Annotated in this window: 14 protein-coding genes; all 14 read right to left on the reverse strand. The window is 35.4% G+C overall.

Annotated features, from left to right (window positions below; genetic code table 11):
- Positions 1–203 precede the first annotated feature (203 nt).
- The 14 genes from AC4BB7_RS11300 to AC4BB7_RS11365 all read right to left on the reverse strand — a co-directional run bounded on the left by AC4BB7_RS11300 (position 204) and on the right by AC4BB7_RS11365 (position 18,122).
- Positions 204–1,718, reverse strand: a complete 1,515-nt coding sequence (locus AC4BB7_RS11300) for a hypothetical protein (RefSeq protein WP_490483081.1) — start codon at positions 1,716–1,718, stop codon at positions 204–206.
- Positions 1,719–2,109: 391 nt separating this feature from the next.
- A complete protein-coding gene (locus AC4BB7_RS11305) occupies positions 2,110–3,552 on the reverse strand; it encodes an amino acid permease (RefSeq protein WP_086313603.1) in 1,443 nt (480 codons plus the stop codon).
- 559 nt (positions 3,553–4,111) lie between these two features.
- Positions 4,112–4,273, reverse strand: a complete 162-nt coding sequence (locus tag AC4BB7_RS11310) for a hypothetical protein (RefSeq protein ID WP_490483082.1) — start codon at positions 4,271–4,273, stop codon at positions 4,112–4,114.
- A gap of 77 nt (positions 4,274–4,350) precedes the next feature.
- A complete protein-coding gene (locus AC4BB7_RS11315; protein WP_490483083.1) occupies positions 4,351–5,397 on the reverse strand; it encodes a lysylphosphatidylglycerol synthase transmembrane domain-containing protein in 1,047 nt (348 codons plus the stop codon).
- A gap of 30 nt (positions 5,398–5,427) precedes the next feature.
- Positions 5,428–5,706: a DUF1294 domain-containing protein gene (locus AC4BB7_RS11320; protein ID WP_490483084.1), complete on the reverse strand. Its 279-nt coding sequence runs from the start codon at positions 5,704–5,706 to the stop codon at positions 5,428–5,430.
- 84 nt (positions 5,707–5,790) lie between these two features.
- On the reverse strand, positions 5,791–6,699 hold the full coding sequence (locus AC4BB7_RS11325) for a diacylglycerol/lipid kinase family protein (RefSeq protein WP_490483085.1): 909 nt from the start codon (positions 6,697–6,699) through the stop codon (positions 5,791–5,793).
- A 192-nt stretch (positions 6,700–6,891) separates the two neighbouring features.
- Complete coding sequence (gene pepT / locus AC4BB7_RS11330; protein ID WP_490483086.1) at positions 6,892–8,121, reverse strand: peptidase T; 1,230 nt, start codon at positions 8,119–8,121, stop codon at positions 6,892–6,894.
- A 22-nt stretch (positions 8,122–8,143) separates the two neighbouring features.
- On the reverse strand, positions 8,144–9,262 hold the full coding sequence (locus AC4BB7_RS11335) for a Nif3-like dinuclear metal center hexameric protein (protein ID WP_490483087.1): 1,119 nt from the start codon (positions 9,260–9,262) through the stop codon (positions 8,144–8,146).
- A complete protein-coding gene (locus AC4BB7_RS11340) occupies positions 9,252–9,962 on the reverse strand; it encodes a tRNA (adenine(22)-N(1))-methyltransferase (RefSeq protein ID WP_490483088.1) in 711 nt (236 codons plus the stop codon). Before AC4BB7_RS11340 ends, AC4BB7_RS11335 begins: the two co-directional genes overlap by 11 nt.
- A gap of 169 nt (positions 9,963–10,131) precedes the next feature.
- Entirely contained in the window at positions 10,132–12,039 is a 1,908-nt protein-coding gene (locus AC4BB7_RS11345) for an endonuclease MutS2 (RefSeq protein ID WP_086313617.1), read from the reverse strand.
- A gap of 329 nt (positions 12,040–12,368) precedes the next feature.
- Entirely contained in the window at positions 12,369–14,213 is a 1,845-nt protein-coding gene (locus AC4BB7_RS11350; RefSeq protein ID WP_490483089.1) for a glycoside hydrolase family 13 protein, read from the reverse strand.
- Positions 14,214–14,407: 194 nt separating this feature from the next.
- Positions 14,408–15,844, reverse strand: coding sequence for a glycogen synthase GlgA (gene glgA, locus AC4BB7_RS11355; RefSeq protein ID WP_490483090.1), 1,437 nt, complete (start codon positions 15,842–15,844; stop codon positions 14,408–14,410).
- A gap of 3 nt (positions 15,845–15,847) precedes the next feature.
- Positions 15,848–16,990 (reverse strand): glucose-1-phosphate adenylyltransferase subunit GlgD, encoded by a 1,143-nt coding sequence (glgD, locus tag AC4BB7_RS11360; RefSeq protein ID WP_490483091.1) that lies wholly within the window; start codon positions 16,988–16,990, stop codon positions 15,848–15,850.
- On the reverse strand, positions 16,980–18,122 hold the full coding sequence (locus tag AC4BB7_RS11365) for a glucose-1-phosphate adenylyltransferase (protein ID WP_490483092.1): 1,143 nt from the start codon (positions 18,120–18,122) through the stop codon (positions 16,980–16,982). The genes glgD and AC4BB7_RS11365 overlap by 11 nt, the downstream gene beginning before the upstream one ends.

The raw sequence follows: 18,122 nt of genomic DNA on the forward strand, positions 1-18,122 counted from the left end.
TAGAGATCGTATTTCACCAATCAACAACACTTTTGACTTAGCCTTTTACATACGACTTATATTGATATCTATAAAAAAAATGAGGCAAGGACATCACTCTAAGAGTCACATCCCTACCTCAAGCAGTTCGAATAAACGGTAGGACTAAAAGTAATTTCTGTCCAACCTCATTCTAAAAATATCACTATTTTCTATCTTACAAATTATTTGTCAACTGGCATCAAGCTTAGATGTTGCATATATTGATCCATTAAAATGTATCCTTCCAAGCGACGCAATAAATCCACTGAACAGCGGACTTTTTTACCGAATAAAGAACGGCTATATGCAATTTCCCGCATTTCTTGTAAAAAACCATCTAAAGAAGACACTAAACCGCCACAGCTCAGTCGACCACAAATCAGAACATCTTCTTTTCGTTGTCTTAACACTTGCCCCCAAGAGTAGTTTAAGTACTCTGCTTGATTAATTTGGGCCAGCAAATCTGATCGTAAAATGCTCTTTTTTTGAGTTGCATTTTTCTTTGTTCCTAAGCGCATTCGCTTATTCATGAAGCATAAGTAAATTTCATCTTCCAAATTTTCCATCTCACTCTTAGAGAAATTAGGAATTTTCGCTGGAGCTGCAATCGTTTTACTAGCTTTCATTAGCTTAGAAAAGCGCGGCCAGTTACTTGGTGTCGCTTTCTTTGTATTTCTTTTCTTAAACACTAACAAACCAAGATCTAATGGTTTTGATTTTACCATAGTTTCTTTTGTATCAAGTTCAACTATTTCTTGAGCTTTTTCGTTTTCCATTTGTTTGCGTTTCAATTTGATTGACGTGTGTTGCGTCTTTGGTTGTTCCTTATTTTCTGGTTCTTGGGTTAACGAAGCTGTATGTTTTTCTTCTATTTGGGAATCTTCTTGAATTGGTTTTTCCACCAATTCGTTCTCCAACTTTTTTTCTGCTTCTTCTCCTACTACTTCCTCGATAGCTTCGGCTTGCTCAACTGGTTCTGCAATTTCCACTTCTTTAGCAGTATCATCCACAAGTTCGACTTCTACATCTACGGACTCATTCGCAGCAGAGTTTTCTATTTTTTCAGCCTTGTCATCTTCAATCACCAAAGGCTGCGCTCTTTTCAGATGAATCGTTTGAATACTTCTAGAGATGATTGGATCATGTTTAGCTGTATGCATCTCGATTTTCCCTTGATTGATCGTATCTGTCAAATCCGTGATCATTTTGCGTAGACGGAAAATCTCGTTTGAAGTTTCAAGCATTTGCTTCATCATTCCCTGCATCTCTCCAGAGTCTAATGCTGTGTTTCCTTTATATACTAGAGACCGATCCTTCTTCTCAAGAGTGATTTCTTCAAACCATTGTCTTATATTCATCCGAAGTTCTCTTCTAGTTGGCTCAAAACTTCCCATCAGTAATGTATAATACATGATCTCAGTCTCAACATACATATAGATTTTTTTGACTACTAACTCTTCAAACGCTTCTGTTTCATCCCAACTATCGCAGATTGCATCAAAAAAAGCTTCGCCTTCAGCTAAATTTTGATAATCTTTTGCTAGATTCAACTTTCGAACTAAATAAAATGAATAAGGGGTATCTACATTATCGGCATATATCTCACGGCCAAGATAATCGGGATCAACTTCTTTACAAAGGTAGGTTGATCTTTCTTCTTTTTCTGATTGACGTTGTCGCTTACTAATCGTTCTCACTTCCTCAATTTTTTTCCTGTATAAATCGTATCATTTTTTTAGAAAAAAGAACAGACTTCCCTTCTATTATACCGATAAAAAGGAAAAATTGTTCTCATTTTTTTACAAATATATGAAATTAAAAGAAAAACTAGAAGGAAAATCACTATTTAATAAGAAAAACAATGGTTAAAACCAGTATTAAAACAAACTCTTCAGAGGTACGCATTAATTTTAACAGTGGTAATAATGTAGCTGTAAAAATATATGGCTGTTCGATTGTTTCTCATATAAATTTTTATTTTTCTCTATGCTGCAAATCACCATATGACTTTTAACTTCATCACATCCTTTTTAGATACAAATAAAAAGAGAGAAAGATACTCTCACTGAGTCTCTTTCTCTCTTTCTACTAATTGATTTGTGCTTTCTTTTTATCACGACGAGCCAAAGCTGGTAGAATCATCCCTAATAAAATCAATACAACTGGTGTAATGATATTAGAAGCTAATTGGAAGAACCACGCTTTTGGATCTGCTGCAAAATCAACTTTTGGTACCATACCTAAAATACAAGCAAAGGCTGTAAACAAGAAACACCATAACCCGAAGGCAAAAGCGATTTTAGGATTTTTAATAAATTTGTATTCAGACGTATAATTTTTATACGCCTTATTCAACATCATATAGGCAAAGAATACCCATAGATAACGCATTGGCATTACAACAGAATTTAAGTTAGTCAACCATTTCACTAACTCTTTGATATTGTCGATACCAAACATCGGTAAGACAATAATAATACTGACTAAAACACCTGTTAACAAATAGCCATTAATTAATGTTCCCTTTTTACTTCTCTTACGTAACGCTGCCGGTACGTAATCTGGATCTGCATCAGCTAAAAGAATTTGTAGTGGCGCATCGATCGAGAAGGCCAATGCTGAAATTTGTCCGATACCGTTTGTGATCGCATAGATGATCATCAGTAAGTTACCGACACCATAATACTCACCTAACAGTTGGAAGGCCGTATAAGCACCATTTGCCATTAAATCTTCTGGAATATTGTTACTTGCAAACAACATACCCATCGCAAATGAACCTAAAACAGCTGATACCCCAACCATTGCTGCTAAGAAAATCATTCCCTTTGGAAATTCTTTAGCTGGATTTCTCATTGAGTTTACATAAGGTGAAATTTTCTCCGCTCCACCAACTGCAAACACGAGCATGGAGACCGTCGTAAAATAACTAAAATCGAATTTAGGAATATACGTACTGATTTTATCCATATGAGGTGTAGCAAATTCAACAGTTGAATTCATCATTGGTGCACCAACTGCTAATAGGATAAATAGCATAGACATTACAAAAATTGCTGTTCCAGCCATTCCACCAATGACTTTTAAAGTCATTAGACCTTTTGTCGATAATAGTAAAAATATTAAGAAAATAGCTAAAGAAATTAATGTAATCCCAACGACTGAAAAATTATTAACAATATCACCATTTCCCTGAATCGCCCAACCAAAAGCGATCAACACTAATTGGGGTTTTTGAGCTAAATAAGGGATATGTACAACCCAATACGTCCAAGCCGCATAATAAGCTAAACGTTTTGTACTTGTATTTTGAACCCACGAACTAACTCCACCGCTACTATCTTTGAAAGTTGAGCCAAGTTGTCCCACAATCAACGCATAGGGAATAAAATATAAGACCAAAATTAAAATCCATGATGTCACAACAGAAATTCCTTGTTGTGCATAGTTATTCACGACATTACCTAAGCCCCAAACCATGTTGAAAGCGATCAGACCAACGGTAAACCATCGCAATTGCTTTTGTTCCATCAAAACACTCCTAATCATAATTAAGTATAAAATATCTTTTTAATCATAATCATTTTTAAGCGTTTAAACAAGCTTTCACATGCATAAATATTGATTTTATCAGCAATTTATTAGATAAAAAAAGAAAACATACATTTTCTCTAATAAACAATGTTTTCTCATATAGAAATAAAGACCGAAACTTTGATTTTACAAAGTTTCAGCCTTTATCTCTTTTTTTATCCTTTTTATCTTTCTCTCATTTTATCTTAAAATCTGCCAATGAAATCTAGCTCAACGAAACATCCCGCTTCTTAAATAAGAACTGCATTACTAGATAATTGGATGAATCAACAAAAATTTGATTGTCCCACAACAAATAAATTTAGCAATGAAGTCATTTCAGTCAAACTTGCAAATAAATCATTTGCTTTCATCATAACTTCACCACTTTGGGACTCAGCAGTTAATCTTACCAATAAATGTAATTGCGGTCATGACAACTAATATAAGCCACATGATCCAAGAGGATTTCTTCTTGATTAGCTTTTCCCATTCATTCTTTATCAATACACTAATACTATAATCCTCCATCTTTTGTCCAACGTAAGAAGTTTTCTTCTAGTGAATCCACGTGAACTTTTAACTCTTTGATCCCAACGCCTGCATCCACTAATTGTTTAGTCAAAGTAGATCTAATATCTTCAGATAATTCAACTTTTAGATACTTTCCATTATTCAAATAAAAAAATCCGAACGAAACTTTATCTGTTTCGTTCGAATCTGCTTCATTATAGAAAAAGTGAATGCTTCTTCCTTTTATTCATCCGTTACTTCTTTTTTCTCTTCTCTAACCGCATGGAGTTCTAATTTTATCTCTCGTCTTTTTTGAATCAAAACATAAACAAACCCAATCAAAAATGGTAAAACAAAGCTGCCAAAGCGGTACAACAATAAAGATGATACTGCATCAACAGTTCCCACTAAAGGTTTAAAGAGCAAAAGATAAACAAACTCAAACGGACCAATTCCTGCCGGTGTCGGAAATACACCGGACAAAATAACTGAAAAACTGGTAAAAGAAAGAACCAAAAGAAAATCGATAGTTGGATGGTTCTCAACCAACACCACATAAGGAATCACATACCAAAAAAGTAACTTCGCTACGTTCCAACCAAAAATCCGAAGCATCGCCGAACGGTCTTTTGTGATCGTTTGGACAGTTTCCCTCAAAGAATAAATCTGTAGGTTACATTTATCTACCCAATCTCGCAATCTTTTACGTTTAAAATGCTTATTTGTCCATTTGATTAAGATTACTTGGAGTTTGATGCTACTCGAAAGAATCAACAATGAAAAAATAATCAGAAACGTTAATCCAACGCCCACTAAGATAAAAGGAATCATTTTTGGCGCTCGTTCATAAAATAAAGAAAATTGAAAAATCAACCCAAGTATTGATAGAAAAATAACAGCGACTTTATACATAATCATATGCAACGCTGTCACACCAACCCCTTGAGAAACAGCCATTCCTTTTTTCTTATAAAAATAAATTTCAGAAAGCAACGTTCCCGTTCCAAATGAAATCACACGATAAAAGGCAACATAACATGACGTAAAAAAACCATCTTTTGTCGTGAAGTCTCTCTGAAAATAGGAAGCAATTTCTTTAATTGAGCGGCCCTCTACAACTTGATAGATGACACCTAACAAAATGACTAAGCCAACAACGATCCAACTCGTTTTCATTAATTGAGCAAATATATCACTAAGTGAATTATCCATCACATAGATGATTACTCCAATAAAAATTGCTAATAAACCAATATTCAGAAAAACTTTTGTTTTAGAATTGCTTTTCATGGTTTCTCCCCACTAAATTTATATTCACGATTATTTTTGATAACTAAAACAAATAATTGCAATAGTCACAAGTGTACCAAAAATAAAGCAAAAATAAAAGCGTAATTTTCTCGTTTTATGATGAAATAATTGCTGTGCTAGTAAACCACCAACTCCCCCGCCAATCACTCCTATAAAAAGCAGCTTGGATTCTGGTATCCGCCATTTTCTTCTTCTGGCCCGTTGTTTGTCTATATACATTGCAAAAAATTCAATCACATTTAGACTAAGTAAATACACCCACGGTAAATGCCTCAACAACTCTGTCATACTTTTTCCTCCAATATCATTCTCTTATTAGAATACCCTTAAAGAACAAGAACTGTAAAGGAAATTTAACAATCCAACAAAAAATCAGATCGAAGATTCTGGTACAAAAACTGTAAGGCCATGTTTGACGACTTTCATTTGAACTGGCAAATCTTCGCTTGGATCCCCATCAACGCGTGTTCCTACTTTTTTTTCGGATGTATTTTTAATACTTATTTCAGCTGCTGTCATGTATTTTAATCCGGGAATTTCATAAACCTTGCCTAAAATAATTTTTGGTAGATAAAAGGCTAATTTGAAAAAGTTTAATTTTGGTAAGATCGTCAAATGAAACAATCCATCATCTGGTGAAGCTGAATCATCAAAATTGGTATACCCTCCAACAGAATTCGTCATCGTCACGGTTACTAATTGTGTTTTCCCTTGCCATTGCTCTTTATCGATTTTGATCTCTAAACGATAACGTTTTTTCTTAGCGAGTAATTTGAAAAAATTCTTCACAAAAATAAGTTTTCCATATTTTTGTTTATCTTCTTGGCTGATTCTTGCAGCAGTATCTGCTAAAATACCAATTGTCATTGTACTAATGATGACTTTTTTATTGATCATTCCATAATCGATTTTTCTTGTAACACCACCTAAAATTATATCAGCAGCATCCTCAAACTTCATAGGAATTCCTAAGACTTTAGCCATATTATTCACTGTGCCGCCAGGCAATAAGCCTACTTTTAAGTGTGGTAATTCTTCTTTGAAATCTTCTACATTATGATTGATCGTTCCATCACCACCGATGAAAATCAAGGTATCAACATTTTCAGTTTTCGCTTTTTTAAGCGTTTTGCCACTATCGCAATCAGGACCAACTTGTTCTAGTAAAAAATTCGTGGATGTTTGACCATGATTTTTTGCATACTCTACAAACTGTTCCGCTAATTCTTTTCCCTTATCTTTACCTGATGTTTCATTAAAGAGAATCATTACATTTTCCATTTACGTTCCTCCTTATATAATGTATCAACGTTCCATCTTGTATTTCTCGACATCCATTGATTTTATTGACTCTGCTTCAAAATAAACTGAGTAGAACTCATCTGATTTTAACAGAAAAACAGGAAGTAAGTCACTACTGTAACTTTACTCCCTCTTTTTAAATTTTACTATTATTAACACTAACTGCTAGTTTTATTTAGCATTCGATTCTGCAATTTTAACAATGACATCCGTCGCTTTTTCCATTGATTGCAAGGAAACAAATTCAAAACGTCCATGCATATTTTCACCACCAGCAAAAATATTCGGCGTTGGAATCCCTAGATAAGAAATTTTAGAACCATCTGTTCCGCCACGAACAGGTTCGATCAGAGGTTCGATATCTAGCTCGATCATCGCATTTTTAGCTAATTCTATAATGCTCATATCTTTTTCAATCACTTCACCCATATTATAATATTGATCAAATAAATCGATTTGAACCCGCTCTTGATCAAATGGCTGATTGATTATTTCTTGAACTTTAAGAATCAGGGCTTTTCTAGCTTCAAATTTTTCGCGATCATGGTCACGGATGATATAAGTCATCTGAGCTTCTTCTGGTGTTCCACTCATTTGAGCTAAGTGGAAAAACCCTTCATAACCGTCTGTTTTCTCTGGTACTTCGTTTTGTGGTAATTGATTATGAAAATCGATCGCCAACTGTAATGCATTGATCATTGTATTTTTTGCTGTTCCAGGATGAACATTTTTTCCTTGGATCGTAACCTCTGCTTGGGCTGCGTTGAATGTTTCAAATTGTAATTCGCCAACTGGGCCGCCATCCATCGTATAAGCAAAATCAACGTTAAATTGCTCTACATCAAATTTATCAGCGCCTACACCGATTTCTTCATCAGGACCAAATGCAACACGAATCGTTCCATGTTTGATCGATGGGTTTTTGATCAGAATTTCCATTGCTGTCATGATTTCAGCGATTCCAGACTTATCATCCGCACCTAAAAGTGTTGTGCCGTCAGTTGTGATCAAGGTTTGATTTGCATAGTTTTTTAGATTAGGAAAATCTGTTGTATTTAATGTGAATTTTCCTTCTTTGTCTAATTTGATCGTTGATTCACCATCATAGTTTTCGATGATTTGCGGATTGACATCTACTGCATTAAAATCTGCTGTATCCATATGAGCAATAAATCCGATTGAGCGAACTTCTTTGTCTACATTACTTGGCAAAGTAGCAATCACAAAACCATTTGTTTCGTTATAAACCACATCACTCATACCGATTTCTTCCAATTCTTTTTTCAACGTTTGCGCAAAATCAACTTGGGTTTGAGTTGAAGGAGTTGTTTCACTTTTCGGGTTAGAGCGAGTTTCTGTTTTTACGTAGCGTAAAAAACGTGGTAATAAATTTTCATACATAGTTAAGTTCCTTCTTTCCACTTTATCTAAATTTAAACGGATTCGTATTTACTTCTGATTCGATAAACGTTATATCCCAATTATAATCTTTTTTCCATTGATTGAATAGTTCCACCAACTTCGGTTTGCATAATTGCTCGATATAATGACCAGGATCAATCACGGACAACCCCTCCGTCAGCATATCATGTCCTGTATGATAATAAACGTCTCCTGTGATATAAACATCTGCCTGTTTTTTGATGGCATCACGGAAAAATTTCTCACCACTACCGCCACAGATTGCAACACGCTGAATCAGTTTATTCTCATCTTCTGCTATGATTCTTAAACCATCTAAATCAAATGTCTCTTTGATGGTAGACACGAAATCGTTTAAAGAAACTGCTTTTTCTAAATGACCCACTCGCCCTAAACCATATTCTCTAGTGATGTTTTCGATCTGATATACATCATAAGCTGGTTCTTCATAGGGATGTGCTTCTAACATTGCTTGAATGACTTTTGCTTCGATTGTCTCTGGAAAAATCACTTCGATTTTTGCCTCTTGAACAGCTTCTTCTTTACCGATTGTACCAAGTGTTGGATTAGCACCAGCACCCGGCGTAAATCTTCCTGTCCCAATCAAAGAGTAACTTGTATTTGAATAATCACCTTGAAGGCCCGCACCTGCTTGTCCTAATACTTGACGCATATTCGCCGCACAATCGACAGGAACGAAAACAGCTAATTTTTTATAGCCAACCGTATGGGTTTTGGTTAAGTACGTCGTATCTTGAATTTCTAAAAGTTCACAAAACCAATCGTTTAAACCATTTTCAATAATATCCATATTCGTATGTGCTGCAAAAACAGCAATATCGTGCTTTAATAAATCCGCATACATCTTAGTTTGTAAATCATCTGTATCTAAACGTTTTACTGGTCTAAAAATAGGTGGGTGTTTTGCGATGATCAAGTCCACTTGTTTCTCGATCGCTTCTGCAACTACTTCTGGTCTAACATCTAATGTGACTAACACTCGATCTAATTTTTTATTCAGTGTACCGATGTGTAATCCTACAGGATCGCCCGCTTCAGCCAACCATTGAGGACAATAGGCTTCAAAATGTTCAATAAATGTTGTACCCTCAAGACTCATTTGATAAAACCTCCTGAATTTCAATGATTTCTTTTTCTATTTGTTGCATTCTTACTTGCTGATCACCTGATGCTTTGGCTAATTGTGCTAAAATAGCCTCACGTTGTTTTACTTCCCCATGCCATTTTTTGTGAAAAATAGGGGACTGTTTTTTTAGCAAAATCGGTCCGAAAAGACGTTCTTTTTCTGAATAGGCAACTCTTGTCCCTTGTCTAGCAGCCACGATGATTTCATAGATTTTATTATTTTCTTCTAAGATATCTTCTTCAATAATTGTATAACCGTGAACAGTCAACCAATCACGTAACGGCTTTTCGCCAATATTTGGCTGTAAAACGAGGCGTTCATTTCCTTGAAGTCGTTGATTTGTCCAACCAGCGTCCAAAATATCACGGATCAAAACACCACCCATACCACAAATCGTGACTGCTGTGATTTTGTCGGTTTCCTCTATCGCATCTAAGCCATCTGCTAAACGGACCGTGATTTGATCAGTTAAACCATTTTTTCGCACTTGTTTTTGGGCCGCTTCATAAGGTCCTTTGACTACTTCACCTGCCACCGCAAAATCAAGTTTCTTTTGTAAAACTAATGCTACTGGTAAATACGCATGGTCAGAACCGATATCTGCTAAACGGCTTTGTTCAGGGACTAATTCTCCCACACGAGCTAAACGTTTTGATAATTGATTTTCATTCATTCGTCATATTCCTCCGAAGTTATTATACCATTGAAAAATAGGGTTGAAAACTTTGAAAGAAGGAAATTATATGCAAGACTTTTTAATCAACTAAAATAACAAGGACATAAAAAAGCAGAACGATACGCTGTTTTTATGTCCTTGTAGTTACGCCACATTTCAGAATATCTTAGTGATGATTATTTTTTGATTGTCTTTCCTGCATTTCTTTTCTTAATTTTTTATGTGCCTTCTTTGATCCTCTTTCAAGATCTCGAATTTTCTTGCGGTCATGGTAATCTTCAAATAACGAATCTAGATCATAATTTGGCGGATATAATTCTTTTGCACTACGGTCTAGTTTTAATTGACGGTTATGCACTTTCACTTTTTTATTCTCCACAAAAATGATCACATCATCTGTCATTTCCATCGATTCATAGACCAAAGCAATTTGCTTTTTCTCCGTCCAAAATACTCTATCCCCTTTTTCATAGGTTGTAGAGCAGGTTTGCTCTTTTTGTTTTTTGAGTTTTGGTAGAGTTGTCTCTTTTTTTGTTGAATAGTTGCGGTTGTGTAAATAGTTTTGAGCACGAATAACGACTTGTTTATCTAAATTCATCTTATTGGCGATCCAAAACGCATTGCTTTCTCCAGTTTCCCCTAAGATCAGTTGATATTTTGGCGTTAAGTGTTCTGAATCAAAAGCCATTGCAGCAGTTAAAAAGTCGTCGTGTTGTTCAGAAAATCGTTTAATTTCACCATAATGAGTTGTCGTAATAATGATACTGCCTTTTTTATAGAAAGCTTCCATGATTGCAATTGCCAAGGCCGCTCCTTCATTCGGCTCAGTCCCACTGCCGATTTCATCTAGCAAAATCAAACTATTCTGTTTTGTTTTCGCTAAAATTTCAGAAATATTATGCATATGACCTGAAAAGGTGCTTAAGGCATTCTCAATACTTTGCTGATCTCCGATGTCAACGAAAATCTGATCGAAAATAGCAATGTTTGTACCTGCATCTGCAACGATTTGTACACCAAGCATCGTTTGCAGACAAATCAGACCCACTGTTTTTAATACCACTGTCTTTCCACCAGCATTTGGTCCAGTTATAGTCAAACCACGATAGTCTTTTCCTAGCGATAGATTTAAAGGAACAGCAGCTTCACCCAATAAAGTATGCTTCACATTGACAAATTCAAGGATTCCCTCCTGATTGATTTCAGGCTCGATACCATTGATTTCTCTGCTGTATTTCGCTTTCGCAAAGATCATATCAAATTGCGCAACCACTTCTAAGTTTGATTGAATCAAACTCATTTGTTCTGCAATCAGCCCTGTTAATGTAGATAAAATTTGATAGACTTCTGTCGCTTCTTCCATCTTCAATTGATATAATTTATCATTTAACTTCGTTACTGTTACAGGTTCAATAAAAACGGTTGTTCCTTTAGAAGAAGCTTCCACGATCGTTCCTGAAATTTGGTTTTTATACGTTGCTTTGATCGGCACTGTATAGCGATCATTTTTCTTAACGATAACTGCTTCTTGTATTTTAGGCTTATTTTGGGTATTTCGAAGAAATGAATTCAATTTTGATTCGATTTCTTTTTCGCATTCTTGAATGGCTCTACGAATTTTACGAAGCTCACGACTAGCATCATTCTCTACTTTATTATGACGAATGACCTGATAAATTTCGTCTTCAATGTTGGAAAACAGCTGTAACGATTCACTATATCTAGCTAAAAGCGGCGCAATAAATTCATTTTTTTTCATAAATGATTGAATTAAGCGGCTACTTCTAAGAAAGTCTGCATAGCTGACTAATTCACTCGGCTCTAAAACAAATCCTTTTTCCACTTGATTTGTCAGATGCTCTATGTTGTTTAGCCCCATAAAAGGAACATGCAAATTGGCTAAGAGCAGAGCTTTTGCTTCTGCTGTTTCTTGCAGGCGTTTTTTCACTATATCCAACTGACTGCTTGGACGCATATTCTTGATAAGTTCTTTTCCGTAAAAACTGATAGCATACGTCATTAGCTTTTCTTTGATTGTCGTAAATTGGGTTTTATTATAAGTATCTTGATTCATACGTATCTCCTTTTCATTTAAGAGATACCTATCTTTTTTGAATGGTCAAAGAGTTTTATAGCAAAACGATAACAAAAAAGGATGAAGTCTTCCCTTCATCCCTCAATAATCGATAAATAAAGATAGATATACATGATCTATCAGCTATTTTTTATGAGTTAAGATAGGTATCAACATAGGTATACTAAAGAAGCCCTCTAAAAAATGGACATTAATTCTTCAGCTATTCATTTCCTCTAGTTAGATACTTACACTCACAAAAACACCTCTATGGCTTTCTTTGATTCATTCATTTCTCGCTAAAAGTATACCTTGGTTTTTCGATATCGTCAATCAAAAGTTTCCATTTCGCCTGAAATAAAGACATGATCATAGGGGGCGATTTTCAGTTCTTCCAACATATTGCCGACTCTTTCCTCACTTAGTGGGCATTGTTTTGTAAAAATAAATTCAGATACATTGATTTGTTTTAGGTAATTCGTTGGATTTAAAATATAAAGTGCATACTCTTTTGCTGTCGTCCGCAAAATTCCAAACAAGTCCTTTGTATAAAAGGGATACACGTTACCGTACTTCAAAGCTGCGCTTTTTTTACGGATATCGATCCATTTTTTTATTTGCGTTTGGATGACCAACTCTTCACTTCCCCATGGAAAATATTTCCGATTTTCCGGATCTTTCCCTCCAGTCAGTCCCGCTTCATCTCCATAATAAAGACAAGGGATGCCTGGTAAAACAATCATTAGTGAAAAAGCGCTCAACATTTTTGTTATATTTTCGTTCATCATCGTCAGCAGACGCTCAGTATCATGAGTCCCTAAATTATTCAGGTTATTCATAAAAATGTCTGATGGGTAATTTTCTTCAAGAATAGTCAGGTTTTTAGCACTTATTTCTGTTGTAGTTTCTTCTCTTAACAGCGATAAGATAATTGTGCGAAGGGGATAATTCATCACACCATGCAATACGTCACCTAATATATATTGACGTCTTTGATTGTAAGCAATTTTATTCGAGGCATCTTCCCACACTTCGCCAAGTAAAATTTTTTCAGTGTACTGCTCTAAATTTTGCCGTATACCTTGAATAAAAAAATCAGGCAGTTCGTCAGCAACATCCAATCGCCAACCATCTATACCAAAGCTATTCCATTTTGCTAAGACACTATTTGTTTTACCATAAATAAATTCTTGAAACTCTCGATTTTCCTTATTTACCTGCGGCAAATCAGCGATCCCCCACCATGATTCATATGACTTAGGATAATCTATAAAAGTAAACCAAGAATAATACAGACTCTCCGAATTTCTATACGCACCAGTTTTGGTACCGTAACTACCATCGTAATTAAAGTAACGACTATTTTTTCCTACATGATTAAAAACACCATCTAAAATTAGATACATATCATGTTCATGCAGCGTATCCACCAATTGCTTAAAGATAACTTCATCTCCTAACATACCATCGATCATTAAATAATCGACGGTATCATAGCGGTGATTACTAACAGATTCAAAAATAGGATTTAAATAGATCGCATTCACTCCTAATTCCTTTAAATAAGGAATTTTTTGGATAATCCCTAAAAAGTTTCCACCTTGAAAATCCCAACGAGCGATTTCTCCAACCTCGTTTTTTACATACATCGGTTCATCACTATGATTGCCATAGATAAAAGAGTTCTTCTTTGGCTGACTAATTTGTCCATGAGGATTTCCATTATGAAAACGATCAGGAAAAATTTGGTAAAATACAGCCTCACGATACCACGTCGGTGCTTTTTCTGCTGTTGAAAAACAAGTCAGTTGATACGGAATCAACTGCATATCTTCTCTGTATACTTGACCGATACCACCATGTTCTTTTGTTGCCCCATAAAAAAAGGTTTCAAGCTGATTCTCATCATTTCTCGTTTGAACCCTAAAATGATAATAATAAAGACCCTTTCCTTGGCTAAGCAAATAAGAACAGTGATAACGTCCATTCTGGTCCGATTCCATCAAATATTGCTCTACTCCTTGAACGCCATCTTCTTTACGAATAACAAAATAAAGAGCAGCGATTTTCATATTAGGACAATCAATGAAAATTTCGACAGATTTTCCTGCTTTGATTGCTCCAAATGGCCGTTTATATTGTTCCAACCACGAATTATAATAAAACTCAGTCATATGATTCTCCTATTCAGGATCTAGATTTTTAATAAGCTTGATTTACCATCTTGTTTGATCAACGTACGCCATATTGATTTTCTTTTGTTCGTTTCATATAATCTGATCGTCTTTGGTGTTCTATCGTGAGTATAAAATCACTACTATCCCACTTATTTGCAGGAATAGTAGTGATTTTCATTATGCTAAAACATTCATATAGCACTCGCTTTTTTATATAAATCTAAATAAAGCTGACTTGATTTTTCCCAACTAAAATCCTTTTCCATCGCCGTTTTCATTAATTGCTTCCATGTCTGCTGGTCATTCCAATAAAGGTCAATAGCATTTAGTGTACTATACATCAAGTAATACGAGTTAAACTCAGAAAAGCCAAAACCTGTACCTGTTTTTGTGATTGGATTATACGGCTTTACTGTATCTTTCAACCCGCCGATTTCATGAACGATCGGCAATGTGCCGTAACGCATTGCGATCATTTGAGATAAGCCGCAAGGTTCAGTCGCAGAGGGCATCAAAAACAAATCAGCTCCGGCATATATTAGTTGGGCTAGAGCAACATCAAACGTGATATTGGCACTAAATTTATCTGGATAGCGACTAGCAAAATAACGGAAAGAATTTTCAATTCCTGTATCCCCTGTTCCTAACAGGACCAATTGTACATCCTTTTCCAATAAATGCGCTAATTCATCCAAAATCAAATGAAAACCTTTTTGAAATGTCAAACGACTTACAATTCCTATCAAGGGCACATCTGATTTAACTGGCAAGTTCATTTTTCTTTGTAACGCTTGTTTGTTTCGTTCTTTTCCAGACAATTCTTTTACAGAAAAATGTGCTGGAATCAACTTATCCGTTTCTGGATCATTTGAATCATAATCGATCCCATTTAAAATCCCGCTCAGTTTGCCTTGCTCTAAACGTAATATTCCATCCAAGCCAAAACCAAATTCCGGTGTTTTAATTTCTTTCGCGTATGTAGGACTTACAGTATTCACTTGATCGGCATACATGATTCCTGCTTTTAAATAGTTGATGCCATCACGGAACCGAGCAGCGCCATCGTTAAAGCGCTCAAATCCCATACCGAATAAATCTGGTAATAGATCCTCACTATACGCTCCTTGAAACTCAATATTATGGATGGTCAATACTGTTTTGATCGAACGATACATTTTGATCCATTGATATTTTTCTTTTAATAAAAAGGGAATCATCGCCGTATGAAAATCGTTGACGTGCATCACATCAGGTATAAAATCAATTTTTTCCAACATCTCTATTATAGCCAAAGAAAAGAAGGCAAAACGTTCGCCGTCATCGTAATAGCCATACAGTTTATCTCGGTCAAAATAATACAAGTTATCGATAAAGTAATACGTAACTCCCTGTCTGATCAACCGTTTGATGCCACAGTATTGGTGACGCCAACCAACATCGACATAGAAATCGACGACATCCTCACATTGTTCCTTGTAAGTATCCGGCATCTTTGTAAAATAAGGCAATACGACAGAAATCTCGATTCCTTTTTTAGCCAGCTCCTTGGGTAATGCGCCTGCCACGTCTCCTAAACCACCTGTTTTAAAAAATGGGGCACACTCTGCAGATGCAAATAATACTTTCATCACTCATTTCCTCCATTTATCAGTTGAAACTACTTGATTTTTTTCAATTACAATTGGATGCTCAGGAGTCCCAATGATTTTGACTCCTGCTTCAACTGTTACATTTTTATCTAATATCGCATATTCGATCACTACGTTTTCAGCAATTTTTGCATTTGACATCACGATTGAATGTTTGATTATCGCTCCATTCTTAACAATTGATCGTCTTGAAATCAAACTGTTCTCAAGGCTCCCCTCAATGATACAACCTGTAGCACATTGACTATTTTTCACTAACGAATTTTCTGAGTAATAAGTTGGTACTTCATTTTTTAATTTGGTGTAGATTTTTTGTTTAGAATACATCAATGAGTTGAATTTGTTTGAATCCAACATATCCATATTGGCTTTATAGTAAGAAGTAACATCGTGAATATTACTTAAATAGCCAGTATATTCATAGGCAGCAGTGGATTCTTCTGCTATTTTATTTTCTAGAAAAATGTGAATACTTGGTGAATGGTCATTCTTTTGGCCGATGTTCAATTGTTCGATCAACCACTTCGTTTGAACAATGTAGATCCCCATACAAAGATTGAACTGTTCCTCTTTTTCACTTTCCTTGAACTTTTGAATACTCACGGCATTTCCTTCCGAATTCACGTCAATGATACTATCATTTAAAGAAATTTCTTCACGTTTCATTCGTTTATAAACGACTGTCATCTGTTTTTTTTGATTTCGATGACTCTTCAACACTGCTCGTAAATCAATGTTACATAACATATTGCTTCCAGTAAGCACAGTATATTCTGATTCTGATTTTTCAAGATAGTCGATCACAGAATCAAAATACGGAAGCCCTTGCTCTTTTTGTTTGAGAAAATCTTGGTAAAAATAAACAAAATAACGATTTTGTAACGAGTCTAGATTCCACTCTTTCCCCCCACCGATATGATCGAAGACTGAACGTGTTTCCCCGTCGTTAAAGACCATAAAAATTGAATTGATATTTGCATTTGCAATACTTGAAAGAGGAAAGTCGATCAGACGATACTTACAATCAAACGGCAAAGTGTCTAAAGGACGATTTTCAGTCAATGGTAATAACTCATGGAATTTTGATACATTACCTAAAATAGCACACATTTTTTTAGTCTTCATCGCTTTGCACCCCAATCACTTCTGAATAACCAACTACTTCGATATCGTTTTCTTTATAAACCACTGCATTATCACCAATGATCGCATTTTCTCCAATAATCGCATTTTTGATTTTAGCATTTTTACCAATCGTAGCGCCTGGCATGATTACACTGTTTTCAATCGTTGAACCTATTTTTATTTGAACGTCAGTTGATAAAATACTATTCTTGACGCTTCCAGCCACATAACAACCATCAACGACCAGTGAATTTTTAACAGAGGCTGTTTCTGTAATAAAATGTGGTGGTGAAATAGTATTTTTTGAAAACATGCGCCAGCTCTTATTACGCATGTCCAACTCGTTTTCTAAACGGATAAATTCCATGTTCGCTCCCCACAAAGAGTCAATTGTACCAACATCTTTCCAATAACCGTCAAAGTGGTAAGCATAGACATTTTCACCTGCTTCTAAATAAGAAGGAATCACATGTTTTCCAAAATCGAGCATCTGACCATCCTTTGAATAGCTATTTAACAAAACATTGCGTAAACGTCCCCAGTTAAAAATATAGATACCCATCGAAGCTAAATTACTCTTAGGTTCCGCTGGTTTTTCATCAAACTCAATGATACGGTCATTTTCATCCGTATTCATAATACCAAAGCGCGATGCTTCTTCTATAGGTACTTCAATCACTGCCACAGTCAACGAAGCATTATTTGCAATATGCTCTTCCAACATCGTTTCATAATTCATTTTATAAATATGATCACCTGATAATATCAAGACATATTGAGGGTCCATCTGATCAATATAAGAAATATTTTGATAAATCGCATGAGCTGTTCCTTCAAACCACTTTTCACCATCAGAACTTGAATAAGGCTGTAAAATCGTTACACCAGAATTGATGCCGTCCAATCCCCAGCTTGCGCCATTTCCAATGTGATTGTTTAATGCTAGTGGTTGATATTGTGTTACGACTCCAACATTTTTTATTCCTGAGTTGATACAATTACTTAGCGTAAAATCAATAATTCGGTATCTGCCGCCAAAAGGGACAGCGGGTTTGGCGATATTTTTTGTTAGCTTTCCTAGACGAGTTCCTTGTCCTCCAGCTAAAATCATTGCAAGCATTTCTGTTTTCAT

Source organism: Enterococcus sp. AAFC-DPL-5182, from assembly GCF_058216605.1.

Bases quoted from the DNA above. Each gene is read 5' to 3' on its own strand.
- AC4BB7_RS11305 (WP_086313603.1), bottom strand. From the start codon at position 3,552: ATGGAACAAAAGCAATTGCGATGGTTTACCGTTGGTCTGATCGCTTTC.
- AC4BB7_RS11315 (WP_490483083.1), bottom strand. From the start codon at position 5,397: ATGAAAAGCAATTCTAAAACAAAAGTTTTTCTGAATATTGGTTTATTA.
- AC4BB7_RS11320 (WP_490483084.1), bottom strand. From the start codon at position 5,706: ATGACAGAGTTGTTGAGGCATTTACCGTGGGTGTATTTACTTAGTCTA.
- AC4BB7_RS11325 (WP_490483085.1), bottom strand. From the start codon at position 6,699: ATGGAAAATGTAATGATTCTCTTTAATGAAACATCAGGTAAAGATAAG.
- pepT (WP_490483086.1), bottom strand. From the start codon at position 8,121: ATGTATGAAAATTTATTACCACGTTTTTTACGCTACGTAAAAACAGAA.
- AC4BB7_RS11335 (WP_490483087.1), bottom strand. From the start codon at position 9,262: ATGAGTCTTGAGGGTACAACATTTATTGAACATTTTGAAGCCTATTGT.
- AC4BB7_RS11340 (WP_490483088.1), bottom strand. From the start codon at position 9,962: ATGAATGAAAATCAATTATCAAAACGTTTAGCTCGTGTGGGAGAATTA.
- AC4BB7_RS11345 (WP_086313617.1), bottom strand. From the start codon at position 12,039: ATGAATCAAGATACTTATAATAAAACCCAATTTACGACAATCAAAGAA.
- AC4BB7_RS11350 (WP_490483089.1), bottom strand. From the start codon at position 14,213: ATGACTGAGTTTTATTATAATTCGTGGTTGGAACAATATAAACGGCCA.
- glgA (WP_490483090.1), bottom strand. From the start codon at position 15,844: ATGAAAGTATTATTTGCATCTGCAGAGTGTGCCCCATTTTTTAAAACA.
- glgD (WP_490483091.1), bottom strand. From the start codon at position 16,990: ATGAAGACTAAAAAAATGTGTGCTATTTTAGGTAATGTATCAAAATTC.
- AC4BB7_RS11365 (WP_490483092.1), bottom strand. From the start codon at position 18,122: ATGAAAACAGAAATGCTTGCAATGATTTTAGCTGGAGGACAAGGAACT.